This is a genomic window from Marivirga sericea (assembly GCF_900177665.1).
In the GTDB taxonomy this organism is placed as follows: domain Bacteria; phylum Bacteroidota; class Bacteroidia; order Cytophagales; family Cyclobacteriaceae; genus Marivirga; species Marivirga sericea.
The window spans coordinates 90,137-115,525 of record NZ_FXAW01000004.1; the positions used below are offsets into that span (position 1 = coordinate 90,137).

Consider the following 25,389-nt stretch of genomic DNA (forward strand, 5'->3'; position numbering starts at 1 on the left):
AAAGACACTAATAGCGAGAGGTTCTACTTCTCGCTATTCTTTTTCCAGTCCCTAATAAAATTACTCCAAGTCATAGGGTTTAAAAAATTATTGGGTGGCACTATTCCAGTCATTTCATATAACCTAGCATATCTCCATTGGTCATAATAGGGACCATTTTGCTCATTTTGGGTCTGCAATAAACCATTTAAATCCTTTTTAAAACGATCTAGCTGTCTTTTCTGAACATCCGTTAACTCAGACTTTACAATTGTATCAGTAAAGTAATCAACATCAGGCAGAGGGTAGACTGTAATTTCTTCCAACAATACATTTTCACGTACCATCAATTCAATTAGGGAATATGTTTTACCCTCTAATAATTTGGGGATTATAAAAGTTGAGTTTTGATACCCAACACTTCTAAAAGTTATGGTATCACCAGGATAGGCTAAAAATGAAAAATAACCCGAGTTGTCTGCTACCGTACCGCTTTTACCCGCACCAATCAAAACCGTTGTAAATGGTACCGGCTCCATATTTTCTGCATCTAAAATTACACCCGTTATGTTGATGGGGTCGTCTTCTTGAGCACAAACTGAAAAGCTAAAAAAAAGTATCGGTAGTAGTATAAAAAGATTATTTCTCATGAATTGTAGATTTAATGGTCCCAATTGTACTTGTCAAGTGTTTCTAAACAAGCATTTAACAATTGAACGGAATCCAGAATATCTTGTTTATGTGCCATTTCAATAACTTGATGCAAATTCCTAGTCGGGATAGAAATAGCGCCTGCAATCGCACCATTTTTTCCCATTCTTTGCAAGCCTGCAGTATCGGTCCCACCGGCAGTTAAAATCTCCGGTTGCCATTTAATACTATTTCGATCGGCAGTCTGCTTCATGAATTCTACCATCCTATAATCGCAAATGGTCATAGCATCTAGAACTTTAATTGCCGTTCCTCCTCCTAGTGAAGTTACTTTTTCATGCGCTTGAGCACCAGGTAAGTCAAAAGCGATCGTAGTATCCAAAGCTATTCCAAAATCCGGATTAATATTATGAGAAGCCACATTAGCACCTCTTAACCCTACCTCTTCTTGCACTGTAAAGACTGCATAGACATCATAGGGGTGGTTCTTGATCGTTTTTAAAGCCTCAATTAATACAAAGACTGAAACTCTGTTGTCGATAGATTTGCAATTAACACAGTCCCCCATTTCAATTAAACCCCTTTCTCTAGTGACCGCATCTCCAACAGAAACTATCTTCTCAACCTCCTCTTTACCCATTCCTAAGTCAATAAAATAGTCTGTAGTTTTGGATACCTTATTCCTTTCTTCAGTAGACATCACATGAATGGGTTTAGAACCCATCACTCCTATCACATCTTTTTTACCGTGCACAATTACACGCTGAGCTGTCAGGGTTTTAGGGTCGAATCCTCCCAAAGTGGTGAATCTGAGGAAGCCATTTTCATCTATGTGTGTTACCATAAAGCCGATCTCGTCCATATGGGCTGCAACCATTACTTTTTTACTCTCAGGATTACTCTTAGCCTTCTTGATTGCATAAACATTCCCCAGATTATCTACCTCTACTTCATCAACCAAGGCTTTAACTTCCTCAATTACTAAGTCTCTAATCCGTTTTTCGTGTCCTGGTGCGCCAGGTGTTTCACATATTTTTGAAAGTAATTCTATATTGAAATTTTCCATATATTCTATATTTTAACTCAATCAAAATTAATTGAAATCTATAGCTATAAATAATATAAAGGGGAAAAAATTGTTTTCGGAAAGGGAAATAGAACAAAAAAAAAGCCGATTGGCGACCAATCAGCTTTACATTCAGAATCTATAAATTACTTAAAATTATACTCTTCTGACACCAATGGCATTTAAGCCTTTCTTACCATCTGTAGTTTCAAAAGTTACTTTATCGTTCTTCTCGATATCGTCTTCTAAACCACTTACATGAACGAATATTTCGTTCTCTGTTTCGTCTTCTACAATAAATCCAAATCCTTTGTCTTCATTGAAGAACTTTACTGTTCCAGTACTCATAAAATAAATTGTTATTAATTATAAATTTGAAGCAATATACGTTTTTTGATTAATTCTGTTACTATTGTTGGAAATTAATTTTATATGAAAAAATTATTATTAGTTCGCCATGCAAAATCAAGCTGGGATTTTCCACATTTAAAAGATTACGACCGCCCTTTAAACGATAGAGGTAAAAGAGATGCTCCAAAAATGGCTCAATGGCTTTCTTCAAAAGCACAAAAAGCTGATTTGATAATCAGTAGTGGAGCTGAAAGAGCGAAAAACACTGCAAGAGCTTTTCGGGCTGTGTTGAATACTCCATTGAGAATTGATGATGATCTCTATCATGCCAGTCATTCCAAATTATTGAAATTCATAAAGCAAACTGACAATGCTATAAATTGTCTTATCTTAGTCAGCCATAATCCAGGCTTAAATGATTTAGCTGATTATTTGCTTTCTGGCTTTCCAGACAACATTCCTACAACAGGTATTGTAAGTTTAAATTTAGATATAAAAAAATGGAATGAAGCTTCTCCTGAGAAAGCGTCACTCCATTTTTTCCAATATCCTAAGAATTTATGATTACTTCACCTCAAATGACTCCATATTCTCTTCTTTGTCTAAAACAAATTTCAATTTATATTTTCCCTTAGCAATGAAATCATCTTCAATTTTACAATTCCAGTGAAAACTTTGATAGCCTTTAGATAATTCCTCTTCCCATGAAGTTAGGCTTTTGCCTTCTTCATTCAATACTTCAATTTTCAGGTTGGCTTTTTTATCGGAATTATGAAAAACTGCTATTTCCATATTGGGAACATATTTTTTGGAATAGGGATGCGACTTCTCGCCCCAGTTCTTACTGAAACGAATATCGCCTAAGCCGAAAGTCACTAAATGATCTCCTGCATTACGCACAATTTTATGTAGGGGCTCAACATCCATTACATAAATACTTCTGCCATGCGTACCTACTATCAAATCAAGGTCTCTCGGATGAATTACCAAATCATAAGTAGCTACGTTAGGTATAGCTCCCAAATGCTGCCAATTGTCTCCATTATTGAAACTTGTATAAAGTCCGTGATCAGTTCCAATATAAAGCAGTCCTGCTACTTCTGTATCTTCATAAATGACATTCACTGATTCGTGCGGTAAGTCTCCGCTAATAGACGTCCAATTTTGACCATAATTCGTACTTTTATAAACATAATTATTAAAATTATCTTGCCTGTAACCGGTCAATGAGAGGTAAACGGTAGCTTCATCATGACTTGAAGGGTGAATACTACTCACCCACAAATCTTCAGGAATACCGTTGTTTAAACTTTTAATAGTTTGACCTTCTTTAAGCAACCAAACGTTCCCATCATCTGTTCCAAAATATGTTGTTCCAAAGTTAAGTGGTGATTCTGCAATCTCAGTGACAGTACCATAAGGAACATTACCTTCCTTCCCACCATCAGTTAAATCACCTGTAATCGCAGTCCAAGTGTTGCCTTGATTTAAACTTCTGTAGACCTTCTGTGCACCTATGTAAATAATATCAGGATTATGATGACTCATCACTACTGGAGTTCTCCAATTAAACCTTAGCCTATCTTCCCCTATGTTATGCTGGGGAGTAATATATATTCTTTCGCTAGTCTCTCTATTAATTCGGAAATAATTACCGAATTGATATCCAACATAAACGACATCATTATTTCTTGGATCGGCATTCACAAACATCCCATCTCCGCCGAAAATACTTTCCCATCTGCCTCTAACGTTAGGAACTGTACGAGAACTTCCAACCATCGTACCGTTATCCTGTAGGCCACCGTAGATATTGTAGGGTTCTTCCATATCCACATTAACTGTATAAAATTGTCCTACAGACATACTATTCTTATGATCCCAAGTAGCTCCACCATCATAAGAGATGTAAAGACCTCCATCGTTTCCTAAAATAATATGCTCATCATCTTCAGGATTAATCCACATGGCATGATGGTCAGCGTGAACTCCTCCAATGGAATCTGTTCGACCAAAAGTTTCTCCACCATCTCTTGAAACCACTAAGGGGACACCTAATGCATAAATTGTCTCTGGATCTTGCGTTGCAATTCTTACTTCACCAAAATAGTATCCATAAGTATAATATACTCCTGATAAGTCATAATCATGCGGTTTTTGCCAAGTTTTGCCTTGGTCTTCTGATTTGTAAACTACCGCTCCTTTCACATCGGTATCGAACAACGCTTGATTGGCATCTCCTAAATATTCGCTCAATGCTTGTGGCTTATAACTTCCAGCTTTAACTTCTTTCTTTACATTGACCGCATTATACTTTTTAGGGAAACTATTGTCTTTTAGGTATGTATCTAACTCTTCATCGTTCAATGCAATAAAATCCTTTACTGACATTTCTAAGAAATCAGATGCTGATAAGCTTTCTTTTTCTGCTTTTTCCTTTTTAGTTTCCTTTTGGTAATCGACCAGTGCATACAAAATATCAGGATTGGACAGCGAAATATCCAGGCCGATTCTACCTGTAAATTTATCATCTTCCATTCCTTCCATTGACAGATTCCAATTTTCACCCCCATCAGCAGTCGTGTAAATTCCTGATCCAGAGCCATTTCCTATAAAGTTCCATGCATATCTTTTTCGCTCCCACATGCTAGCCCATAAAACATCAGGCTTTTGAGGATGAATGATTAAGTCTATAGCTCCCGTCTTGTCATCCACATACAAAACTTTCTTCCAGTTCTTCCCACCATCTATGGTTTTATATACTCCTCTCTCTTCATTATCAGAATATAAACCACCCATAGCAGCAACCCAAACTGTGTTAGGGTCTTCAGGATGCACTACAATTCTTCCGATATGTTGACTTCCAGGCAAACCTATGTGTTCCCAAGTTCGTCCTTTATCGGTTGTTTTATAAATTCCGGAACCAGCATAGCTACTTCTACTCGAATTATTCTCTCCTGTACCGACATAGATAATGTTTTCATTACTAGGTGCTAAGGCAATATCTCCTAAAGTCAGTGCACCCACATTATCAAAAATAGGTTTGAAGCTTATACCATTATTAAGGGTATGGTATAGACCACCCGAAGCATATGCAATATAAAACTCTTTTAAATTGTTTTTATTTACAGCGATGTCTACGATTCTTGCTCCCTGTATTACAGGGCCTACATTTCTTGCAGGATAGTTTTTCAAATCAGACGATTCAGCTAACGCTTTCCTACTTTGAATCCCTTTCAGAATGGAAGCGGCATCAGTCGGTTTCACCTGACTAAAGAGGACTAAAGGTGCATATAAAAACACAGAAAGTGAGAATAGTATTCTTTTCATAATGATCAAATTTTGTATTTGACGAATATCTAATAATTACAGGATACTTTTTATTGAAAAGTTATAGTCGGATAAAATCGTGGATAACCAATAGTATCAATCTAACTTTTTGAAGAATATTCTCACTTTTGGCTGATCATAACTATCATTTTGTTTTTCATACCAGATGGTATTATTTACAATATTGAAAGTTATAAAGGACTCTTCACGATCTTTATTATCATAAAAATTAACTTTGGTAAGAGAACTATTGGCCCTCCAAAATCCTACGTTTTGATCCCCTTTCTCGCTTCCGTTGTAAAACCGACCATTTTCCGCTAGTACAATCCAGCGTTTTGGAAAGGCGTATTTATCAGTATTGTTATAGCCATTTACTGTAATCTTATCAACTACCCACTTTCCAATAAGTGCATTTTCCTCTGCAATTTCTACTTTTGGTAATTCTCTCTTCCGATTTAAAGTGATATTGAAGTGATTCTTTTTATCAGTCAAGTAGATTAATTCATCTGACGCTTTAACTTTCCAGGTTTTTATATCATCAAAAGGGCTTCCTTGCATCATAACCAGTTCATTCTTATCAGGCTTTATCATCCAAGCTTTTTCGCTGACAGAATCTAGCAAGCCGACTTGATAAGTTCCCTCTTCGTTGAAAACTAAATAACGTGTATTGTTATCCAAATACTCGTTGATCATTTCATGACCATTTGCTTTCACGGAGGCGACATACCACTTCCCAGTCAACATTTCTGGAGGGGTAGTGTATTTACAAGCTGATAAGCCACTGATAATAACAAATATCAATAATTGATATCTTGAACGCATTTTTACATTTTTAGTAACTATTACAAATTAATGAATTAAAATGATTCCATTCAATTCATATTAAATATTTTAAAACCGTAACATCATCTGTACTTTAACTTCAGATTTTGTATTTCCTTCAATTTCTTCATTACCGCTCCCAATTGTAAACTGATCAACATATCGAAATTGCGCATACCGTGCCCAAAGCTGTAATTTCTTTGAGAATTTATACTGTAAAAGGACGTAAGAACGACTTCCCTCATTTTGATAGGCAGGGATTGAGAAAGCATATAAAACATCCTTTTCATAGACATATTGCCTATTTTCAAAATCATCAGTATCAAATATTGAATAGCGAGTACTCAGACGAAATCTACCAAAGTCAAAATTTATATCTTGTATCAATGCCATACCGCTCGAATAATTACCTAGCTGCAAAAACTCACTAAATTGAGCTCTCGTTTTAAGAGAAACTATTCCCTTCGGACGGACATCTAAATTGATAATGTAATTCCGCTTTTCGGCATTAGTTAAACCGTAGAGATTTGGATTACCTTCAAGCTCCACATTTCGTTCTTTGTTTTCCACCCTCGCTTGAGCATACAGTTTTATTTGTCTGCTGAAGCTATAGGCAATCCTTCCCAAAAACTCATTACCCGTTGATGGACCATCCGCTCTAAATCTCAACCATGGGAAACTGAAACGATCATAATAGCCAGACATAGTCAATTTCTTAGAAGGCTGAAATTTCAATCCCCAATATATTCCTTGTTCATTTATATTTCTAGTTCCTTCTCCAAAAGCTGTGCCGTAGAAAGTATGAAAATCCCGTTCATATTTTCGAATGATAAAGCTGGTCTGCAAACTTGGCATGACAGAAGCAATAAATCCTCCTAATACCCCAATTCCACCAGAACTACTTATAGCACCTTCGCCAAATAAGTGAAAATTCCGCCAATAATAATTGGTAAAAAACCCATAGTTTTGGTTTTGAGTTCCTCCAAACTCAAATTGGTTATACTTGTTGGGTTGCCGGAAATATGGCCGGTCGTAAACCGTTTGTATATAATTCAAGCCAATATTCAAATTTTCACTTTTGGTATTAAAAAGTAAATTACCTCCAAAATTCTGAGCCTTAATAGCATTCTTTCCAGCAAGTTCAGATTCCGTCCTGTGGAAACCACTTAATCTGATTGATGTAAAGAACTCTTCGGCACTTCTTGCTGAATCCAAATCTATATTTCCATTGATAGGGTTGTAGCTATAGAAAGTCGTCAAGTCCAAATTATCATTCAATTCGAATGTAGTTGCTACTCCTCTGAAAAAGTTTGTTTCTAAAACAGATGTATAGGGTAAAATTCCTAAATTACTTCTTCTGGCAGTAGCTACAGTTTGACTTCCTTTTCCTAATGCAAAACCAGCTCCAAATAATAAGGACTGCCCAAATTGCAATTGGTAGTCACCCAAAATAATATTTTTTAACCTTCCTTGATTTTGCAACTGAGCATGGAACGACCAATAATCCATCCCATATTGATCACGAGCTGGGTCCCAATTGAATTGCTCCCCTGCATCTTTTTCCGTAGTGAACCCAATACTAAAATCATCAGTATGTTTTACTCTGAAGCGCGTATAGACTCGGTAGGGATCTCCCAAATACTTTCTTTCTCTTTCATTTTTGGCGATATAGCCCTGCTTTTGTTCTAAGATCCTATCCGATCTTACCATCAAGTAATTATTTTTCTCATTCAGTATCCGTTGCAAAAGTGGACGATTGTCCGCCTGCAAACCAGTTTCACGAACGGTCACAAATGGTAATATTTCGTAAATTATCTTGAGGTCAAACTCAGGTATAGATTGTAATTCATGTATGCTTAATAGATTGCCCGCTGTAGCTCTGTGATTCAAAAATTCATTGATTTGGAGATTAGACAGAAGAAGAAGTGACTGTAAATCTTGTCTATTGGCAGTATTTAAGTTTACTGGAGATTGATAGTGTTGAAATAAAGCTTCGTAAATATCCTCATAATTGGTGTTCTCATCCTGCACCGAAAAGTTACGCTCAATAAAATCTTCTAAATCTAATTCCTCATCTTGGCATATTGCTAGGAATGGCAGCAAAACTAATGAAATGAGTCCTATAAAATATCGGCTTCTCATTTCTGTCTCAATTTATAATGCATAGAAATACTATGAGAGAACCCCATTTCAGCATGATTGCTTAAAGCATAATCCCAGTGAAAGCTCAAGTATTGGAATCCAAGACCATAAAAAGATTGAAATGATCCACTATTGACTCCTGTTCTTAAATAAAACTTTTCTAGCAAATTATATTCTGCACCCACTTTAAAAATAGTGGATTTCAAAATGTCTTTTTCAATTTCTGCGTTAAGCATAAAATAATCCCTTGGTCGGTATGAAATTCCAAGCTTCAACAAAGTAGGGACTCCTTGCTCTTCACCAGATTTCAAAGTTGATTGCGTAATATTTAAAGCTTGAGCTCCCACTATTAGCTGAGGGGTTATAGTAGCTATCCCCCCCAAATCGACAGAGTATGTAGCAGTGGATCCAAAGTCCATCACTTGATATTGAAGATAATTCACTCTACCTCCAAATTGGACGATACCTAGTTTTGTGGCATACCCTAGTGAAAGCTTATGCTCATTATAAATATCATCGCCAAAGCGAAATACATTTAATGCAAGGTAACCAAATGGCACTTCACTGGTCACCCCGACTCCCATAAAATCCAGTCCGGTCAACCCAAAACGATTTTCATAAGTTGCACCAACCTCAAAATTTTCTGTAGTTGTAATTCCTGCTGTATTCTGAAAAGAAGCCCAGTAGCCTCCCATAGTAACAGCAGCATCGCCCATTCCTATTACTCTACTTGATACAGGAGCATAAATTGACTGTGCATGAATATGTAGTGTAAATAGCAATAAAACGGGGAGTAGGTTGAATATTTTCATGCACTAAACTAAATAATAAGCTCAAAGTCATTAATTTAGCTAAGAGCCATAATAAACTAAAGATGAAAAATTATAAAAAATATTGGTTATGCGCAATTATTCTGATCAACTTTCATCATGATATTTTATCTCAAACTGATTCCATCTTTTATGAATCTGGCAAACTGAAAGCCTTTGGTCACCTAAAAAATGGTGTTAAAGAAGGTGAATGGAGATACATTTATCCAAATGGTGAAGCAAATGCTGTAGAAATTTTCAAAGGAGGAAACTTAAATGGTAAAGTAATCCACTACTATCTCAACGGACAACTATCGTCTCAAGAACACTGGATTGAGGGTGAATTGGAAGGGCAGGCCATATATTACTACAAAAATGGACAAATTGAAAAGCAAGGAGTATATTTAAGCAGTAATTATCACGGGTCTTGGGATTTTTTTTATGAAAACGGTAGGCTACGTCAGATTGGAAATTATGAAAAAGGAGTTCCCGATGGCCCTTGGCAGTATTTCAATAAGGCGGGACTAATTGTACAAACAGGTGATTACAAAAATGGAAAAGAAGATGGCTTGTGGTTATATTTTGATGATAAGGGGCGAAAGACTTATGAAGGCCACTTTAAAGAGGGTTTGAAAATAGGTGATTGGTACTACTATAATAGATTCGGTAAAAAGAAAAAAATAGATAAATTAACGCTAGATTAAATCCCAGATTTCACATTAATAAAAAAACCTGCTTCATTTAATGCATTTATGGAGTATTCCAATCGTAGCACGGCATCATAATAAGTAACAATATCGACACCGGCTCCATAACTGTAAATATATCGATTAGAAAGCAATGGACTAACGGTAGTATTACTACTTTCTGGCAAATTATTTTGAACGTATCCATGATCGAAAAACAACTTAAAATAAGCTGCAATGGGCACTTTCCTAAACTGCTTTAAAGGCATAAGCTTTCCTAAATTGGCTTCAATTGAGAACAACCTTTTCTTTAACTCTGTTTTATTCATTATGTAATGCTGTCCTTGAATTACATAAAGCTCGTAGCCTTTCAATAAATTATTAGCAAAACCAAGCCCTTGCATATTGCTGTAGGGTTGAAAACTCGGATAACTTGTATACCCCGTAACTGATGAAGCAATATTGAAATTATATTTTAAAGGCTTATAATGAGCAACATGCGCTTGAGCATGTCCCAGATTAATATCGTTAAAGATACCCAATCCTATTTTAGATAACCTGCCATCTATGAGAAAGCCTTTCAAAGGATAATTATTTCTATCTCTGAAATCTCTTCTAAAAATATAGGTTAATCCAAAATAATCCTGCTCAACGTCACCGTCTCTACTCAAGTAATTTGAATTAAATTGAAGAATTTCATCTATCATTGTAGTTCGAGAATAGGTCAACCGAATTGAATGGGTATTATAATAAGACTCTCTATAAGTGAAAAATAAATTACTTGTCAGAGTATTCGAAATTATCCGCCTCTCGCTATCATCTCCAAAAATACTGTCTGCATCAATGAAAAGTCGTTTATTTCCTACATTAGTATAATCTAGTTGATCAAGTTCACTATATGAGAAGTTAAATCCCATACCAAAGGTCTGATTTTTATTGAGGTAAGGAATATTATATCCTAAATAAAACCGTCTCTTAAATCCAAATTGCGCCATGGCAGATAATCGCTCATTTAGCCCTCTCACATTGAACTGATCAAATTTAAATCCATATTCAAATCGATCTGTGGCTGCACCCTGATTGAACAGCCAGTCACTAAAATTTCTATCCGCTAACTTAAAAATGACACTGGGCCAGATATACCACCGTTCTTCTACAAAGAAAATAAGCTTAATATTATTATCACTGCCATCAATAAATTCAAGTTCGGCTCTAACACTAGTGAATAAACCAGTATTAAAAATTTTATTCTCATCCAATTTGATCAGCTCTTTGAGCTCTTTAAAAGGATAACTTACATTGGGTTGTATATCTATTTCCCTAGTGATGATTTTCCTCTTAGTTTTTTTATTACCCCTAATTTCAATCTTCTCTAGAAAGAGAATTTGATTTTGAAGGCTATCTTTAGTCTTATTTATTATCTTAAGTTTATCCAAGTCTGTATCAACTGACACTTGACTTTTTGCGTTATTTAATAGAATTAAAATAGAAAAAACGGAAATTAAGCTAAGCCTGAAAACAATCTTCTTGCTTAAGAAATAATGAAAGTCAATATTTATAAATCTATTTTTGATTACTAACAACTTTTAAAATTAATAAATAGAGCAATTGGATAAAATTAAAAAAAATAGGATCACAAAAATCATACGAAAAATAGCCATTGCTCCGGTATTATTCTATCAATATGGTATTTCTCCCTTCTTTCCGTCTTCCTGTCGCTTCACTCCTACTTGCTCTGAGTATACAAAACAGGCGATTTTAAAGCATGGGTTGATAAAAGGTTCGAAATTATCAGCGAAACGGATTTCTAAATGCCATCCATGGGGTGATTCAGGTTATGACCCTGTTCCCTAAATTCTTTTTTCAGCTTTCAAAGATTGAAAAATGAAATAAATTCCAGCTAATACTAACGGTATACTGAGCCATTGCCCCATGTTTAATGCCAATCCGTCTTCAAAAGCTACTTGGTTTTCTTTTATGAATTCATAAAAAAACCTTAACCCAAAACATGCAATCAGGAAGATACCGAAAAGTCTTCCATCTGCCAATCCACTTCTGTTTTTATTCCATAAATAAAATAAAAGCAAGAAAATTAGAAAACAAGATATTGCCTCGTACAATTGCGCAGCATGTCTGGGTACTCCATTTCCATAGGTTGTTGCATATATAAACGCGCCCTTCTGATTGTAGTCAAATTTTGCGTCTTTTGAAAACTCAACATGCTGACTGATATTTGACTCTTGTAACTTATTTAGTAATTGCGTTTCAGTGAATCTCTTTACGTCCTCCAACTTGACTTTATTACTGTAGGCTACCACCATTTTCACAGGATATTCAAAGCTCTTCTCCGGACTACCATCAATCAAACTGGAAGATTTAGCTCTCTCCACTTCTACATCCTCTATTGCAGAGGCCAAGTAATTTACTCTCAATTCTACTTCACGCCCAAACACCACACCATAAGCTTTATCTGTAGGCTCTCCTATAATTTCTGAATTCATGAAATTCCCTGTTCTTATCAAAGCACCCGTTATAGCCACCACTATAACGATTCTATCCAAAATCCATAAATAATTTATATCGCTATATTTTCGAGCAAACAAATAAAGTGCTATTAGAATTCCTGCAGCTCCGCCATGACTAGCCAGACCACCTTCCCAAATCTTAAGTATATCAAGCGGATTACTAAAGTAACGAGCAGGCTCATAAAACAAGACATGCCCTAAGCGCGCTCCAATAATCGTGGCTAGCACCATATAAAGCGTTAATACTTCAACTTGCTTTTCCTTTTTACCTTCTTTTTTGAAGATATAGAACATAATCTGTTGAGAAATGATAAAGCCTAAGGCAAAAAGTAAACCGTACCATCTCAATTCAGTAAATCCTAAATCAACAATGTAGGGTTTGGGTGACCACACTATATAGCTAAGCATATTTAATTTTCGTTTAGCACAAAATTAGGGTAAAAACAGAAATCTCAATGATTTATTCCAATTTTTCCAATTCTTCTAGTTCTTCTTTGAATGATGATGACAATATTGGGAATCTACACCAGGTTTTGGGATCCACGTTATAGTCATCTAAGTGAAAGGAAACGGCAATTCTTTCTCTTTTCCACTGATTTCGTGACCAAAGTCTAAAAAACTTTCCAATGGAAGGTTTTAAAATTTTACCATTTCCCTTCCATGAAATCTTAAGTTCTTCGTAAATCTCAACTGGAGAAAGCCTTTCTTTTATTGCCAATTCTTCTATTCTCTGTAAGAGAGGATAAGGCATTAAATCTGTTTCATCCGATTGAAACTGATCCTCTGGTCTCAATTCTGCAGTTGGTTGCAAATTATTCACGAAGCTCAAACTACTATAGCCTAGTTTATTCTCTGCCCATTTCAACCATTGAATAATAAAAGGCTTATCTATCGCTGCAATAGGTGCTATACTCCCACTAGTATCACCATCCATAGTAGTATAACCAACGCTCCCCTCACTTCTGTTGGAAGTAGTTAATAGTAATGAATTTTTGATATTAGCTAAAATCCAGATGATTGGAGAACGCGCTCTAGCCTGAATATTTTGAAGAGCAATATCATCTTGCTCCCAATTTAATTCTCGGCCAATACTATCGGCTATTTTTTGAGTGTATCCTCTTACTTCATCATCAATATTCCAATTATAAAATACTGCTCCAATCTCTTGCGCTAATTTTTCTGCTGATTCAAAAGTAGCACTGCCTGAGTTTTCTGTACTCTGATAAGCCGTAGTAAAAATTCGGTGTGCTATTTCCTTTTTAACATCTTTATCTTCTTTCAAATCCTTGAGCCATGACTGTTTATGGATCTTTTTAAGAAAAGTTTCTACGCCCAATTCTTCAATTCCCAAACGTATCATTTCCGCAACCAAAACTGCAGAAGTAGAGGAATCAGCACCTCCGCTTAAGGAAAGAACAAAACCGTTACTGTGACTTTTCCTCATGTAATCAAACAAAGCTAAACTAACAGCCTTCCTAAACTCTTGGTTTGGGTTTGAAACAAAACTATCAGCAATTTTTGCATGTTCATTTTGTGTATCCCAAATACCTAATTGATAATTCTTGAAGGATAATAATTCATTTCGGAATTTCAATTGACCATTTTTAGCTATCATGATTTCGCCATCGTAAATCATCCTTCCTGCTTCATTCCCAAGCAAATTAGCATAAATATAAGTGCAGTTATATTTATGAGAGCTATCCACTACCAGATCTTGCCTACTTAAAGATTTGTCAATAGCAAAATGACTTGCTGACGGATTTAAAATTAGATTCACTCCTCTCTTAGCTAATCTATTAGCTGGCCGGTCATCCCTCCAAGCGTCCTCACAAATTTCAAAACCGATTTTATAGTCTTCAAAATCGATCACATAATCCCCAATAGGAATATCAACACCATTTAAACTAATACTCGATTTTTTGCCAACCTCCCACGCCAAAAACCATCGCGGCTCATAATGCACTCCATCTCTAGCTAAATTTTGTTTAGGTATTATATATTTGATCTCTCCATTGGAACAGAAGGCAATGCAATTATACATTTTGTCTTCAAATTTGATGGGTAGTCCGGCGGTAAAAGCAATATTAGGGCTAAAAGGAAGTATCTTCTCCACTAAACTTTTTAATGCTTTCCTCCACATCCAATCACTTAAAAAAACATCCTCGCAGCCGTAGCCACAAATACTTAGTTCAGGAAAACAAAGAATTTTGACGTCTTGATCTTGCGCATTATTCAATGCCTCTAAAATATTAGAAGCATTTCCTTCCCAATCCAACGGAACCTGATTAAGTGTTGCACCTGCTATTCTCATGTAGTAATAATTTAATTTCTTTAGGCTGAATTGAATTTTTAATAAATAACAAGTAGATCTCTACACAAAATTCGCCTCTTCATATTCAAATCACTTTAAACACATTTTTCATCTTAAAGCTTCTAGCGAAATCAATAAACCACCTTTTTAGATTCTCAAAAAGTGGATAGCTTTCGATAATTTCAGTTTATCATTTTGTTTAACTACGATTCTCAAAAAAATAGACTCACACTGACTGAAATTGACAAGTTCAAATAAGATTCAACTTCTTGCATGCTTTGAAGGCTGCATTCTGTTCTGCTTTCTTTTTATTTAGCCCTGCACCTTTAGAGATTTTTTCACTATTTACAATAATAGCAGCTCTAAATTCCTTTTTCGTACCCTCCTGCCTATAATCCTCAATATCAAATCGAATTGATTTATTCTCTTTTTGAGACCACTCAATTAAAATACTTTTATAGTTGGTATTGTTTTCGATTATCTCATCTAAATCATAATGAGGTAAAATTAATTTATTAATAATGAATTTCTGGCAATAAGTATACCCTCTATCAATGTAGACCGCACCGATAAAGGCTTCCATCATATCACCATAAATGGATTTAAAATGATAGCGACTTCTAGAAAAATCAGATTCTAACATTTGGCTAATACCAATCTTTTTTGCTAATAGGCTTAAAGATTCTCTATTAACTATTCTAGAACGTATTTCTGTAAGGAAGCCCTCGTCCTTAAAAGGATACTTTTTAAAAAGATAATCAGCTACAACAGCACCGAGGATTGCATCTCCTAGATATTCTAGTCGTTCATTAGATGCCCTAAAACCATTTGGAAGTGTTTTGGCTATGCTGGAATGCTGAGTAACCAGACGGAATAATTCTAAACGAAAAGGCTTGTAACCTACAATAGATTTGATTGCAGCTACAAGCCTTTTGTCTTTTTGAGATAATTTTTTGAAGGAAGTGAAAAATCGCCTAATCAAAGTCGGAAATTAATCTAACTTTCTTAATATGATAGAAGTATTGTGCCCTCCAAATCCGAAGGTATTACTCAATACAGTTTTCACTTCTCTTTCTTGTGCTTTATTAAATGTGAAATTCAATTTTGGATCGAATTCCTCATCATCAGTAAAATGGTTAATCGTTGGAGGAACCATTTGTTTTTCTAGAGCGAAAATACATGCCAAGGCCTCAATTGCTCCAGCTGCACCTAACAAATGACCAGTCATTGATTTGGTAGAGCTAATATTAAGGTTGTAAGCATGATCGCCAAATACTTTTTTGATTGCTCTGGATTCACTTAAATCACCTAAAGGGGTTGAAGTACCATGTACATTGATATAATCAACACTAGTTGCATCAATTTCAGCGTCTTCCAAAGCATACTTCATTACATTTGTAGCTCCTAGACCTTCGGGGTGCGGTGCAGTCATATGGTGAGCATCGGCTGACATTCCACCACCGATAACTTCAGCATAAATTTTAGCACCTCTAGCAACAGCATGGTCATACTCTTCCAAAATCAAAGCAGCACTGCCTTCTCCTAAGACGAAGCCGTCTCGTTCCTTATCAAATGGTCGAGATGCTGTACTGTAATCATCATTTCTTTCGGATAGTGCTTTCATAGCATTGAATCCTCCTATTCCAGACTCCGTTACGGATGCCTCAGAACCACCAGAAATAAACACATCTGCTTTTCCTAATCTAATATAATTGTAAGCATCAATCAAAGCATTTGTAGCAGAAGCGCAAGCTGATACCGTCACGAAATTTGGCCCTCTAAATCCGTATTTAATGGATATTAAACCAGCACAAATGTCCGATATCATCTTAGGAATGAAAAATGGATTAAATCGAGGATTTCTATCGTTTGTAACGAAATTATCAACCTCTTCTTGAAAAGTTTTTATACCTCCAATTCCTGAGCCCCAAATCACCCCAGCTCTATCTAAATTAATTTTAGATAGATCAAGCTTAGAATCTTGAATTGCTTGCTCAGCGGTAATCATACCGTACTGAGTGAAAGGATCCATTTTTCTAGCTTCTTTTCGATCGAGGTAATCTTCAGCTTGAAAGTTTTTAACTTCGCAAGCGAATTGCGTCTTAAATTTGGACGCGTCAAATTTAGTAATGGGACCGGCTCCGCTTGTACCTAAAGCTAAGTTCTCCCAATATTCTTCGACAGAATTTCCAATAGGTGTCAAAGCACCCAGTCCCGTTACAACTACCCTTTTTAAATTCATAAATGAATTTTGAGCTATTAAATTATTTTACGTTTTCTTCTAAGTAAGAAATGGCCTGTCCAACAGTACCAATGTTTTCGGCTTGATCATCCGGAATAGAAATATTGAATTCCTTTTCAAACTCCATGATCAACTCCACTGTGTCTAGTGAATCTGCTCCTAAATCATTGGTGAAACTTGCTTCTGCAGTCACTTCTGACTCTTCTACTCCTAGTTTGTCAATGATAATTGCCTTTACTTTCTGTGCTATTTCAGACATTATTTTAGAATTTTAGTTTTAAATACTCCGCAAAGAAATGTATTTCCCTCATTAATGTCAAACTATTTTTTTCCTTTCGTACAAGTATTTTGCTTTCTGGGCTAACTTTACCCATCAAGTTTTAGATTAAATTGAAATATTTATAACTTAATACTATGAATAAACAATTGTGGCAAGATACTTTCAGTGTAGACTTCCAATTGCTGGCCATCTCCTCCTCATTAACTGATTATCAAATGGCATGGCATATTAACGAACGCTCTAATTTTTCATTGAAAAGAGTAAAAGATCACTTTATTGAATTGAAAAAAGGACACTTTCTCAATACATCTTGCTTTCAACATCAAACAGACAACATATCAATAAAATTGTTAAAAAATAAATTAAATGAAAGTGATGCTCCCCAAGCTTTCCTCATTCCTGAAATGAAAAATATCGACTATTTCCTGTTAATTAAGGATGATACCGAAGAATTAGAAATACTTAATGTAAAAAGTACACTAAGTAAAATAAAAAATGTAATTTTGATTCAAGTTTTAGATGCTAACCGCTTAAAATCGGTTGTGAATTTAATGACTTAAAGAAACTTTCACCGAAGATGATGCCGATGAGGCATTCCTTTTCGGTTGTCCTAATCAAATCGGGACTAATTGCGACATTTAAAAGAAAAAGAATTACACATGAAACGAGAAAACATCAAATTCAACAAATCAAAGATTGTAGCGACAGTTGGCCCAGCTTCCAACACTAAAGAGATGCTGCAAAAATTAGTAAAAGCGGGTGCAGATGTTTTTAGACTCAACTTCTCTCATGGTGACCATAACGTTCATCAGCAAACGCTACAATACATAGAGGAAATTAATAAAGAATGGGGAACTAATATCAGTATTCTGCAAGATTTACAAGGTCCCAAAATTAGATGTGGTGAAATAAAAGATGGAAGTGTTGAAATCGTAGAAGGCGATGAATTCATAATTACTACAAAGGAAATGGTAGGTGACGCTAAAAAAGTTTCTACCACCTACCAAGGCTTACCTTCAGATGTTAAAAAAGGAGATACTATTTTAATTGATGATGGTAACATTCAATTGGAAGTGATATCTTCGGATAAAACGGAAGTTAAAACCAAAATCATTTATGGCGGTGAATTGAAATCTAAAAAAGGAATCAATTTACCTAACACAAATGTTTCCGCTCCAAGTCTAACTGAGAAAGATTTAGAGGATTTGAAATTTGGGTTAAAAAATGAGGTTGATTGGATAGCCTTATCGTTCGTTCGCTCGGCTGCCGATGTGATCGATCTAAAAAATCGAATAAAATACAATGGGAAAGAATGTAAGGTTGTCGCTAAAATAGAGAAGCCAGAAGCATTAAAAGATATTGACAATATTATTGCTGCCACTGATGCAGTTATGGTTGCTCGTGGTGATTTAGGTGTTGAAATTCCAATGGAAGATGTTCCATTAGCACAAAAAATGATCATTAGAAAATGTAATGATGCTTGCAAACCTGTCATTGTGGCTACGCAAATGATGGAAAGTATGATTGAAAATCCAAGACCAACAAGAGCAGAGACCAATGATGTAGCTAATGCCATTTTAGACGGTGGTGATGCAGTAATGCTGTCTGCAGAGTCAGCTGCAGGACATTATCCTGTGGAGTCTGTTATGAGTATGTCCAATACCATTGCGAGTATTGAAAAGCACGATTCTATCTATCACAGATATGGTCATGTTACACGAGAGTCAATCACATTCAATAGTGATAATTTGGTTCAAACAGCATGTAAACTAGCTGAAGAAACAAATGCAAAGGCGATAGTAGGCATGACTAAATCTGGTTACACCGCCTATCGATTAGCAAGCCACAGACCTAAAGCGGGCATATTTATTTTTACACCTAACCATGATTTGTTAGAAACCATCAATTTAGTATGGGGTGTAAGAGGTTATATTTATGAAAACTACGAAAGTACTGATAAAACCTTTCAAGATATCGAAAAAACATTGAAGAAAGATAACCATGTTCAAAGCGGAGATATCATTATTTTAATGGCTAGCATGCCAATAAAGGACAGAAACCGAACTAATATGTTGAAAGTAACCGAGGTGAAATAAAAAGAGGTTTCTCAAAAAAATAGCCGTCAAATGAATGATTTTGACGGCTATTTTTGATTTATCCTACTAAGGAATGAAATTTTCTATCAAAAGCTCAACTTAGTTGAATTTGTTCTTAAGATTTTTAAACGCACTTTTCAATCCATCTAGTTGATTTTCTGCCTTTGACTTTAAATCTTCTATATCTTCCTCATTCGCGTTTTCAATTCTATTTATAAAGGCTTGAGCCTCCTCCATTTTTGATTCTAGCTCTTGGGCCTCTTGACTACCTTCCAACTGACCCTCTGCATAAGCGCCTTTCGTTTCAGCTTTCAATTTTTCGAAATCCGCTTTCCATTCATCATACTGCGAAACAATTTTTTGTTTTAAAGCATCTTTAGTATCCATAATGAGTTAATTGTTTTAGTTAAAAAAGTATATAATATTTAACCCCTTAGAATAAATATTGTTACATTTCTATATTATTTCGACTTAGTTTTGTCAGATGAAACTATCTTCTTAAGCGGAATCTCAACAAAAATCAAAGTACCTTCTTTTGATTCAATAGTCATTCGTCCTGAAAGACTTTCAGCTCTTTTATTCATGTTAAATAATCCAAAACTTGAATCAGCATTTAATTTTTCCTCCACATCAAATCCTTTACCATTGTCTTCTATGGTGAGCTGCAGTAAATTATCATGATATGTTAATTGCACAAAAACTTCAGTAGCTTCAGCATATTTAATGATATTATTTAACGCTTCTTGAGTAATTCTGAATAGATTGTATTCAATATTAAGATCCGTAATTCTTTGTTTTACATTGGTGTAAAAATTAAAATCAGTAGTTTCAAAAGTTGTATTGAATTCATCCAGCAAATCCTGAATAGTTTCTAAAAACCCAAAGTCTTCTACTGACTTAGGGATTAGCTCATAGGCTATACCTCTTGTCTCTTGTAATCCTTTTCGTAGGAAATCAATTCCTTTACCAAATTTCTCTCGCTCTTTTTCAGTAATCTGAATAGACTCAGTACCTGTAGACTGAATCGACCCTTTTACTAAGGATTCAAAATTCATTAGCGCAATAGTCAATGTCTGCTGCAAGCCATCATGAATATCTCGTGCGATCTTACTTTTCTGTCTATCTTCTGCTTCAATTACAGCTGACATAATTTTTTCCTCATAGTTGACTCTATCAGTGATATCCTGGCTTACCATTAAAAACCCGCTTTGCTTTCCTTTAGAATGCAAAGGGCCAATAACCGTTGAAAACCATTGAAAATTTTCGTAAAAATTAAATGCTCGTGTAATCACATTATGGTTCTTCTTGGTAGCGGTCACTTTGCTCATAGTGGCCAGAAACTTCTTCAGCTCGTCTTCAGGAAGGAAATTGGTAATACTCTGACCGATATGCCTCATTGTTAACCCATTACTATCTTGATTAATCTCCAGAATAATACCCTCCATATCCGTATGAACAATTTGGGCTGGAACGTTGTCAGTAATAATTTTTAGCTTTTCTGACGTTTCTTGAAGCTGCTTGAAATAAAAATCTTTCTCCCTTAATGCCTTCACCATGTGATATGCATTATCAATATCAAATTTAAGCCCATCAAAATTATCTGACTTTTCGTGAAAGCGATAAATATTAATTTTATTGATAGCCTGCAGCATGACTTCTTGGTTCACTACCCCAGTTAATAGAATCCGCGCTACTTTCGGTTGAATATTTTCTATAGCCTGCAAAAACTCTATACCGTCCATGACGGGCATGATTTGATCAGTTAATATAACATCGACTTCATAATTTTTAAGGTAGCCGATAGCTTCATTAGGATCATTAAAACCCAATATTTCATAATATTCTTCCAGATTGGCCTCTAGAATTGCAAGATTAATTTCATCATCGTCCAAATAGAATACCTTAGGCTTTATATTTTCACTATCTTCCATAGGTCAAATTTTACAGTTTTATAAAGTTATTATTATATTTCGAAATGATAAAAGTTTTGCTAGTAGATGACCACAGATTAATTAGGGATGGTATAAGGTTTTATCTAGAAAAAGATGGCCATGAGATCATAATTGCTGGGGAAGCAAGTGACGGAAAACAAGCCTTAATTTTTTTAGACAACAACCCTGACGCAGTCGATATTATGCTGACGGATATCAGTATGCCCGAAATGAATGGAGTCGAATTGGCCACGGAAGTCAATAAGAAATATCCTGCTATTAAAATCATTGCACTCACTATGATTAAAGATAGTCAATACGTGAAACAAATGTTACAAGCAGGGGCATCGGGATATTTGTTGAAAAATGCACGAGAAAAAGAAATCGTAGAAGCTGTCAAAGCGGTTTACAAAGGTGAATCTTATTATGCTCAAGAGGCAACTAAAGCTATTATGGACTTTATGAGTAAGAAAAAGCAAGATTCTGATGTGGTGGCTATTTCTAAACGAGAAAAAGAGGTCCTACGATTAATTATTGATGAGTTAAGCAATCAAGAAATTGCTGACAAATTATTCATCAGCATTAGAACAGTAGAAGCACATAAAAGAAATTTGATGGAAAAAACAGGCTCTAAAACTTTGGCTGGATTGGTCAAATATGCTATCAATAATTTTTTATTTGAAGATTTATAAGGTAACAGAAACAATGGAAATGAAGCCTATATGAAGAAATTTATCCGCCCAATTATCTATTCATTTCCAATACAATTAGTTCTTAATCATTTTAAAAAGAACCAATTATTGCTTTTATGCTGGGTATTATTGTTTTCTATAATCAATGGTGGTTTCGCTAGAGGTTTAGGCATCCCTTATCTCTTTTTGTCTCCAGAATATTTAAATAAGGTTAGCTTTCAAAGCTATTTTATTGTTGGACTTACATTAGGCGGCTTAATTGTCGCTTTTAATATTGCCTCTTATATTTTAGATGGTTATAAATTTAATTTTATCGGGACCATCAAAAAGCCTTTTTCTAAATTTTCGTTAAATAATTCGGTTATCCCATTAGCTTTCTTGATAAACTACATCATTCAAATCATTCATTATCAAATGATTTATGAGTTTATGGAATTTCGTCACGCTTTATGGTTAGCCTCAGCACTACCTGCAGGTGTTTTCATTTCGATATTTATCTTACAACTTTACTTTTGGTTTACAAATAAAGACTTTAGAGAAGTGATGGCCGAGCGAGTGGAACAGCGAATCAAAAAACTAAAAATTGGTAGGATAGCTGCTTTAAAGTATCATAAGGATTTAAAAAGAAAACAGGCAGACGTAATAGGCTACTTTGACTTAAAATTTAGATGGATTAAAGTCAGTCAAAACAGCAATCAAAAAGTGTTCAATGTGATCACTAGTATTTTTGATCAAAACCACCTAAACACAGTGATTGCTGAAATCTTTATTTTTGTAATCATATTGATTTTAGGTGCATTCAGAGATTATCCTTACTTCCAAATCCCAGCTGCTGCAAGTGCAATACTTTTTTTAAGTATAATTCTGATGGCCATCGGAGCCATTACATTCTGGTTTCGCTCTTGGGCGATAACGGGAGCAATTGTTATTTTCTTCTTAATAAATTATCTTACCACTCTTGATTTTTTAAGTAAAACACATTTTGCACACGGCTTGAATTATGAAATAGCTCCAGTCAATTACGATCAAAATAGTATAGATAAAGTTACTGATCCTAGAGCTTTAAATGAAGATAAAGCTACGACTTTAAAAATTCTTAAAAATTGGAGGAAGCAATTTAAAGAAAAACCAAAAATGATTTTGCTCACTGCAAGTGGTGGTGGTCAACGTGCAGCATATTGGACTATGAATGCATTACAAAATGCTGATAGCATAACAAATGGTAGCCTATTCAAGCATACCGTAAGCATTTCAGGAGCCTCAGGTGGTTTAATTGGTGCTGCATATTATAGAGAACTAAAGTATAGACAAAAAAAAGGAAGTGATCTCAATCCATATAGTTCTGATTATCTTTCTAATATTGGTAAAGAAGCATTAAACCCAATAATATTTAGCTTATTGACCAATGATATTTTTTTTCGCTATCAATCTTTTGATTACGGTGGGTATCGCTACCCAAAAGATCGAGGATATGCTTTTGAACAAAAGCTCAATAGAAACTTGGATGGCGTTCTTGATAAAAAGCTCTTTGATTATAAGCAAGCAGAACTAACTGCCGAAATACCGATGCTATTCTTAGCACCGACTAGCGTCAACGATGGCAGAAAGCTATACATCACTCCAAATAGTACTTCATACATGTCAAGTGCATTAAGTGCAAACGATTCTTTGAACACACTGATGGACAACAGAAGTATAGATTTCTTGAGAATGTTCAAAAATCAAAATGCAGAGAACTTAAGCTTTTTAACTGCGCTAAGAATGAGTGCATCTTTTCCTTACATTACTCCAAATGTTAATCTTCCGAGCGAACCTAGTCTTGAAATAATGGATGCTGGTTTAGCGGATAATTTCGGAGTGAGTGATGCCGTACTATTTCTGTATAATTTTAAGGATTGGATTGCAAACAATACTTCAGGGGTTATTATTTTGACAGTTCGAGATTCAAAAAAAGCCGCAATAATAGAAAAAAGTCAAAATCTTTCCATTTTAGAAAAACTATCCACGCCTATAAGCAATATTTATAATAATTGGTCGAATGTTCAAGATACCAGAAATGACTTGTTGATAGAATATGCCACAGAATGGTTCCAAGGACAATTAGTTCACGCAATGCTTACTTACGATGCAGGCGTTCATTTCTCAGGCGACAGTCTTGACAATATGAAACATATTGAAGAAAGAGCATCATTAAACTGGAGACTTACTGGAAGAGAAAAATCAAATATAAAAAATGCTATACATAGCATAGAAAATCAAAAAACGCTTAAATGGCTTAATCAAGCATTAGAATCAGATGATTGATTCATTTCTAATCTTGTTTTAGGTAAAGCATTTGGATACTTTTCTTGAATGAATACTAACATTTTTTCCCTAACCAAGCAACGCAAATCCCAAGCAGTTGGCGAATCTTTTGCTGACATTAGTAGTCTAATTTGCATTGCTTTCTCGGTACAATCTGTTATTTGCAATACCTGTGAGTTTTTATTCCACAAGTCTGTAGATCCCAGGATCGATTCAAATTCTTTTCTTAATTCCTCAATCGGTACAGTGTAATCAGTGTATAAAAATACACTACCTATGATATCAGCAGAATTTCGAGTCCAGTTTTGGAATGTTTGCTCTGTGAAATAAGTAATGGGCAAAACCAATCTCCTCTGATCCCATATTCTAACCACAACATAAGTCAAGTTTATTTCTTCTATCCAGCCCCATTCATTTTCCACTAAAACAGCATCTCCGATTTTAATTGGTTGAGTAAAAGCGATTTGAAGTCCAGCTAGTAGGTTCCCAATTGTTTTTTGGGCTGCTAGACCTATAATGATACCTGCCACTCCTGCTGATGTCAAAAATGTCGCACCATATTTACGCACACCATCAAATTGCAATAAAAATAAGCATAAGCCGATCATAACTATTAGGAAAATAACGATCTTCCTAATGAAAATAATTTGAGTAATGACTTGTCTTTCCTTTATATTATCAGCTCTATCTGTATTAAATTTTTGGTTCAGTACATCCTGTAAAAAATATACTAATCGAACTGCTACAATAGTGAAAGAAGCAATAATTAAAGATTCTGATATCAGCAGCAACCATTCAGTTAGATTTTCATTCAATTCAAAACCAGGAATCATATTATGCATGATTAGCATAGGAATGAATAAAAAGATACTGCCTGTAAACCGCCTCTCCAATAGCTTTACAAACTTCCTATCATCCTTTTTATTCAAAATGAAAAGTGCTTTAAAAAAAACGAAACGAATTACAATCCCAATGATAATTGAAATTAAAGTAAACAGTAGTAGACGCAAAAAAGGCTGTTCTAATCCCAGCGAATTGAAATACTCAATCATTTTTCTTTTCTAAATTCTTAGGCAAATTACATTTTCGTTCCATCTTTCACCTGAGGTTAACTAGTGTTTTTAGAATTGAAATCTTTTAATCCCTGAGGAAAAACAACTCTGAAGTTAACT

At 35.1% G+C, this 25,389-nt stretch carries 23 protein-coding genes; 7 read left to right on the forward strand and 16 right to left on the reverse strand.

Features of this window, described 5'->3' with window-relative positions:
• Positions 1–23 precede the first annotated feature (23 nt).
• From B9Y84_RS10275 to B9Y84_RS10285, 3 genes are all read right to left on the reverse strand, one after another.
• Positions 24–629, reverse strand: a complete 606-nt coding sequence (locus B9Y84_RS10275) for a carboxypeptidase-like regulatory domain-containing protein (protein ID WP_085517014.1) — start codon at positions 627–629, stop codon at positions 24–26.
• Between the two features lie 11 nt (positions 630–640).
• Positions 641–1,696, reverse strand: coding sequence for a M42 family metallopeptidase (locus B9Y84_RS10280; protein ID WP_085517015.1), 1,056 nt, complete (start codon positions 1,694–1,696; stop codon positions 641–643).
• A gap of 156 nt (positions 1,697–1,852) precedes the next feature.
• Positions 1,853–2,044: a cold-shock protein gene (locus tag B9Y84_RS10285; RefSeq protein ID WP_085517016.1), complete on the reverse strand. Its 192-nt coding sequence runs from the start codon at positions 2,042–2,044 to the stop codon at positions 1,853–1,855.
• A gap of 84 nt (positions 2,045–2,128) precedes the next feature.
• Here B9Y84_RS10285 and B9Y84_RS10290 point away from each other — a divergent pair, with 84 nt between their 5' ends.
• A complete protein-coding gene (locus B9Y84_RS10290) occupies positions 2,129–2,611 on the forward strand; it encodes a SixA phosphatase family protein (protein WP_085517017.1) in 483 nt (160 codons plus the stop codon).
• Here B9Y84_RS10290 and B9Y84_RS10295 read toward each other — a convergent pair whose 3' ends face one another.
• From B9Y84_RS10295 to B9Y84_RS10310, 4 genes are all read right to left on the reverse strand, one after another.
• Positions 2,612–5,377: a WD40/YVTN/BNR-like repeat-containing protein gene (locus tag B9Y84_RS10295; RefSeq protein ID WP_085517018.1), complete on the reverse strand. Its 2,766-nt coding sequence runs from the start codon at positions 5,375–5,377 to the stop codon at positions 2,612–2,614.
• 96 nt (positions 5,378–5,473) lie between these two features.
• Complete coding sequence (locus tag B9Y84_RS10300) at positions 5,474–6,199, reverse strand: hypothetical protein (RefSeq protein WP_085517019.1); 726 nt, start codon at positions 6,197–6,199, stop codon at positions 5,474–5,476.
• Between the two features lie 69 nt (positions 6,200–6,268).
• A complete protein-coding gene (locus tag B9Y84_RS10305) occupies positions 6,269–8,341 on the reverse strand; it encodes a helix-hairpin-helix domain-containing protein (RefSeq protein ID WP_085517020.1) in 2,073 nt (690 codons plus the stop codon).
• Entirely contained in the window at positions 8,338–9,153 is an 816-nt protein-coding gene (locus tag B9Y84_RS10310) for a PorV/PorQ family protein (RefSeq protein WP_085517021.1), read from the reverse strand. Before B9Y84_RS10310 ends, B9Y84_RS10305 begins: the two co-directional genes overlap by 4 nt.
• A 62-nt stretch (positions 9,154–9,215) precedes the next feature.
• Between B9Y84_RS10310 and B9Y84_RS10315 the strand changes: the two genes are divergently transcribed.
• Entirely contained in the window at positions 9,216–9,854 is a 639-nt protein-coding gene (locus B9Y84_RS10315; protein WP_085517022.1) for a toxin-antitoxin system YwqK family antitoxin, read from the forward strand.
• On the opposite strand, the gene B9Y84_RS10320 is transcribed toward B9Y84_RS10315, so the two are convergent.
• Positions 9,851–11,290: a BamA/TamA family outer membrane protein gene (locus tag B9Y84_RS10320; protein WP_176223769.1), complete on the reverse strand. Its 1,440-nt coding sequence runs from the start codon at positions 11,288–11,290 to the stop codon at positions 9,851–9,853. The two genes, B9Y84_RS10315 and B9Y84_RS10320, sit on opposite strands and share 4 nt — an antisense overlap.
• 178 nt (positions 11,291–11,468) lie before the next feature.
• Here B9Y84_RS10320 and yidD point away from each other — a divergent pair, with 178 nt between their 5' ends.
• Entirely contained in the window at positions 11,469–11,690 is a 222-nt protein-coding gene (gene yidD / locus B9Y84_RS10325) for a membrane protein insertion efficiency factor YidD (RefSeq protein ID WP_176223785.1), read from the forward strand.
• Here the strand turns inward: yidD and lgt are convergent.
• The 5 genes from lgt to B9Y84_RS10350 all read right to left on the reverse strand — a co-directional run bounded on the left by lgt (position 11,687) and on the right by B9Y84_RS10350 (position 17,173).
• Complete coding sequence (gene lgt / locus B9Y84_RS10330; RefSeq protein ID WP_085517025.1) at positions 11,687–12,769, reverse strand: prolipoprotein diacylglyceryl transferase; 1,083 nt, start codon at positions 12,767–12,769, stop codon at positions 11,687–11,689. The genes yidD and lgt overlap by 4 nt on opposite strands.
• Before the next feature lie 52 nt (positions 12,770–12,821).
• Positions 12,822–14,672, reverse strand: a complete 1,851-nt coding sequence (gene nadE, locus B9Y84_RS10335; protein ID WP_085517026.1) for an NAD(+) synthase — start codon at positions 14,670–14,672, stop codon at positions 12,822–12,824.
• A 250-nt stretch (positions 14,673–14,922) separates the two neighbouring features.
• Positions 14,923–15,654: a ribonuclease III gene (rnc, locus tag B9Y84_RS10340; RefSeq protein ID WP_085517027.1), complete on the reverse strand. Its 732-nt coding sequence runs from the start codon at positions 15,652–15,654 to the stop codon at positions 14,923–14,925.
• Positions 15,655–15,663: 9 nt separating this feature from the next.
• A complete protein-coding gene (gene fabF / locus B9Y84_RS10345) occupies positions 15,664–16,914 on the reverse strand; it encodes a beta-ketoacyl-ACP synthase II (protein WP_085517028.1) in 1,251 nt (416 codons plus the stop codon).
• 22 nt (positions 16,915–16,936) lie between these two features.
• Positions 16,937–17,173, reverse strand: coding sequence for an acyl carrier protein (locus B9Y84_RS10350; protein ID WP_013453317.1), 237 nt, complete (start codon positions 17,171–17,173; stop codon positions 16,937–16,939).
• Between the two features lie 155 nt (positions 17,174–17,328).
• Here B9Y84_RS10350 and B9Y84_RS10355 point away from each other — a divergent pair, with 155 nt between their 5' ends.
• Both B9Y84_RS10355 and pyk read left to right on the forward strand, forming a co-directional pair.
• Positions 17,329–17,754 (forward strand): IPExxxVDY family protein, encoded by a 426-nt coding sequence (locus B9Y84_RS10355; RefSeq protein WP_085517029.1) that lies wholly within the window; start codon positions 17,329–17,331, stop codon positions 17,752–17,754.
• Between the two features lie 99 nt (positions 17,755–17,853).
• The gene (gene pyk / locus B9Y84_RS10360) at positions 17,854–19,290 is read left to right on the forward strand and encodes a pyruvate kinase (protein ID WP_085517030.1); all 1,437 of its coding nucleotides are present in this window, start codon (positions 17,854–17,856) and stop codon (positions 19,288–19,290) included.
• A gap of 99 nt (positions 19,291–19,389) precedes the next feature.
• On the opposite strand, the gene B9Y84_RS10365 is transcribed toward pyk, so the two are convergent.
• Both B9Y84_RS10365 and B9Y84_RS10370 read right to left on the reverse strand, forming a co-directional pair.
• Positions 19,390–19,677 carry a sll1863 family stress response protein gene (locus tag B9Y84_RS10365; RefSeq protein ID WP_085517031.1) on the reverse strand — a complete coding sequence of 96 codons (288 nt, stop codon included), beginning with the start codon at positions 19,675–19,677 and terminating at the stop codon, positions 19,390–19,392.
• 74 nt (positions 19,678–19,751) lie between these two features.
• Positions 19,752–21,221, reverse strand: coding sequence for a response regulator (locus B9Y84_RS10370; RefSeq protein WP_085517032.1), 1,470 nt, complete (start codon positions 21,219–21,221; stop codon positions 19,752–19,754).
• A gap of 44 nt (positions 21,222–21,265) precedes the next feature.
• Here B9Y84_RS10370 and B9Y84_RS10375 point away from each other — a divergent pair, with 44 nt between their 5' ends.
• Both B9Y84_RS10375 and B9Y84_RS10380 read left to right on the forward strand, forming a co-directional pair.
• The gene (locus tag B9Y84_RS10375) at positions 21,266–21,913 is read left to right on the forward strand and encodes a response regulator transcription factor (protein WP_085517033.1); all 648 of its coding nucleotides are present in this window, start codon (positions 21,266–21,268) and stop codon (positions 21,911–21,913) included.
• A 30-nt stretch (positions 21,914–21,943) separates the two neighbouring features.
• The gene (locus B9Y84_RS10380) at positions 21,944–24,217 is read left to right on the forward strand and encodes a patatin-like phospholipase family protein (protein WP_085517034.1); all 2,274 of its coding nucleotides are present in this window, start codon (positions 21,944–21,946) and stop codon (positions 24,215–24,217) included.
• Here B9Y84_RS10380 and B9Y84_RS10385 read toward each other — a convergent pair.
• Complete coding sequence (locus B9Y84_RS10385) at positions 24,193–25,269, reverse strand: mechanosensitive ion channel family protein (protein ID WP_085517035.1); 1,077 nt, start codon at positions 25,267–25,269, stop codon at positions 24,193–24,195. The genes B9Y84_RS10380 and B9Y84_RS10385 overlap by 25 nt on opposite strands.
• Positions 25,270–25,389: the final 120 nt, after the last annotated feature.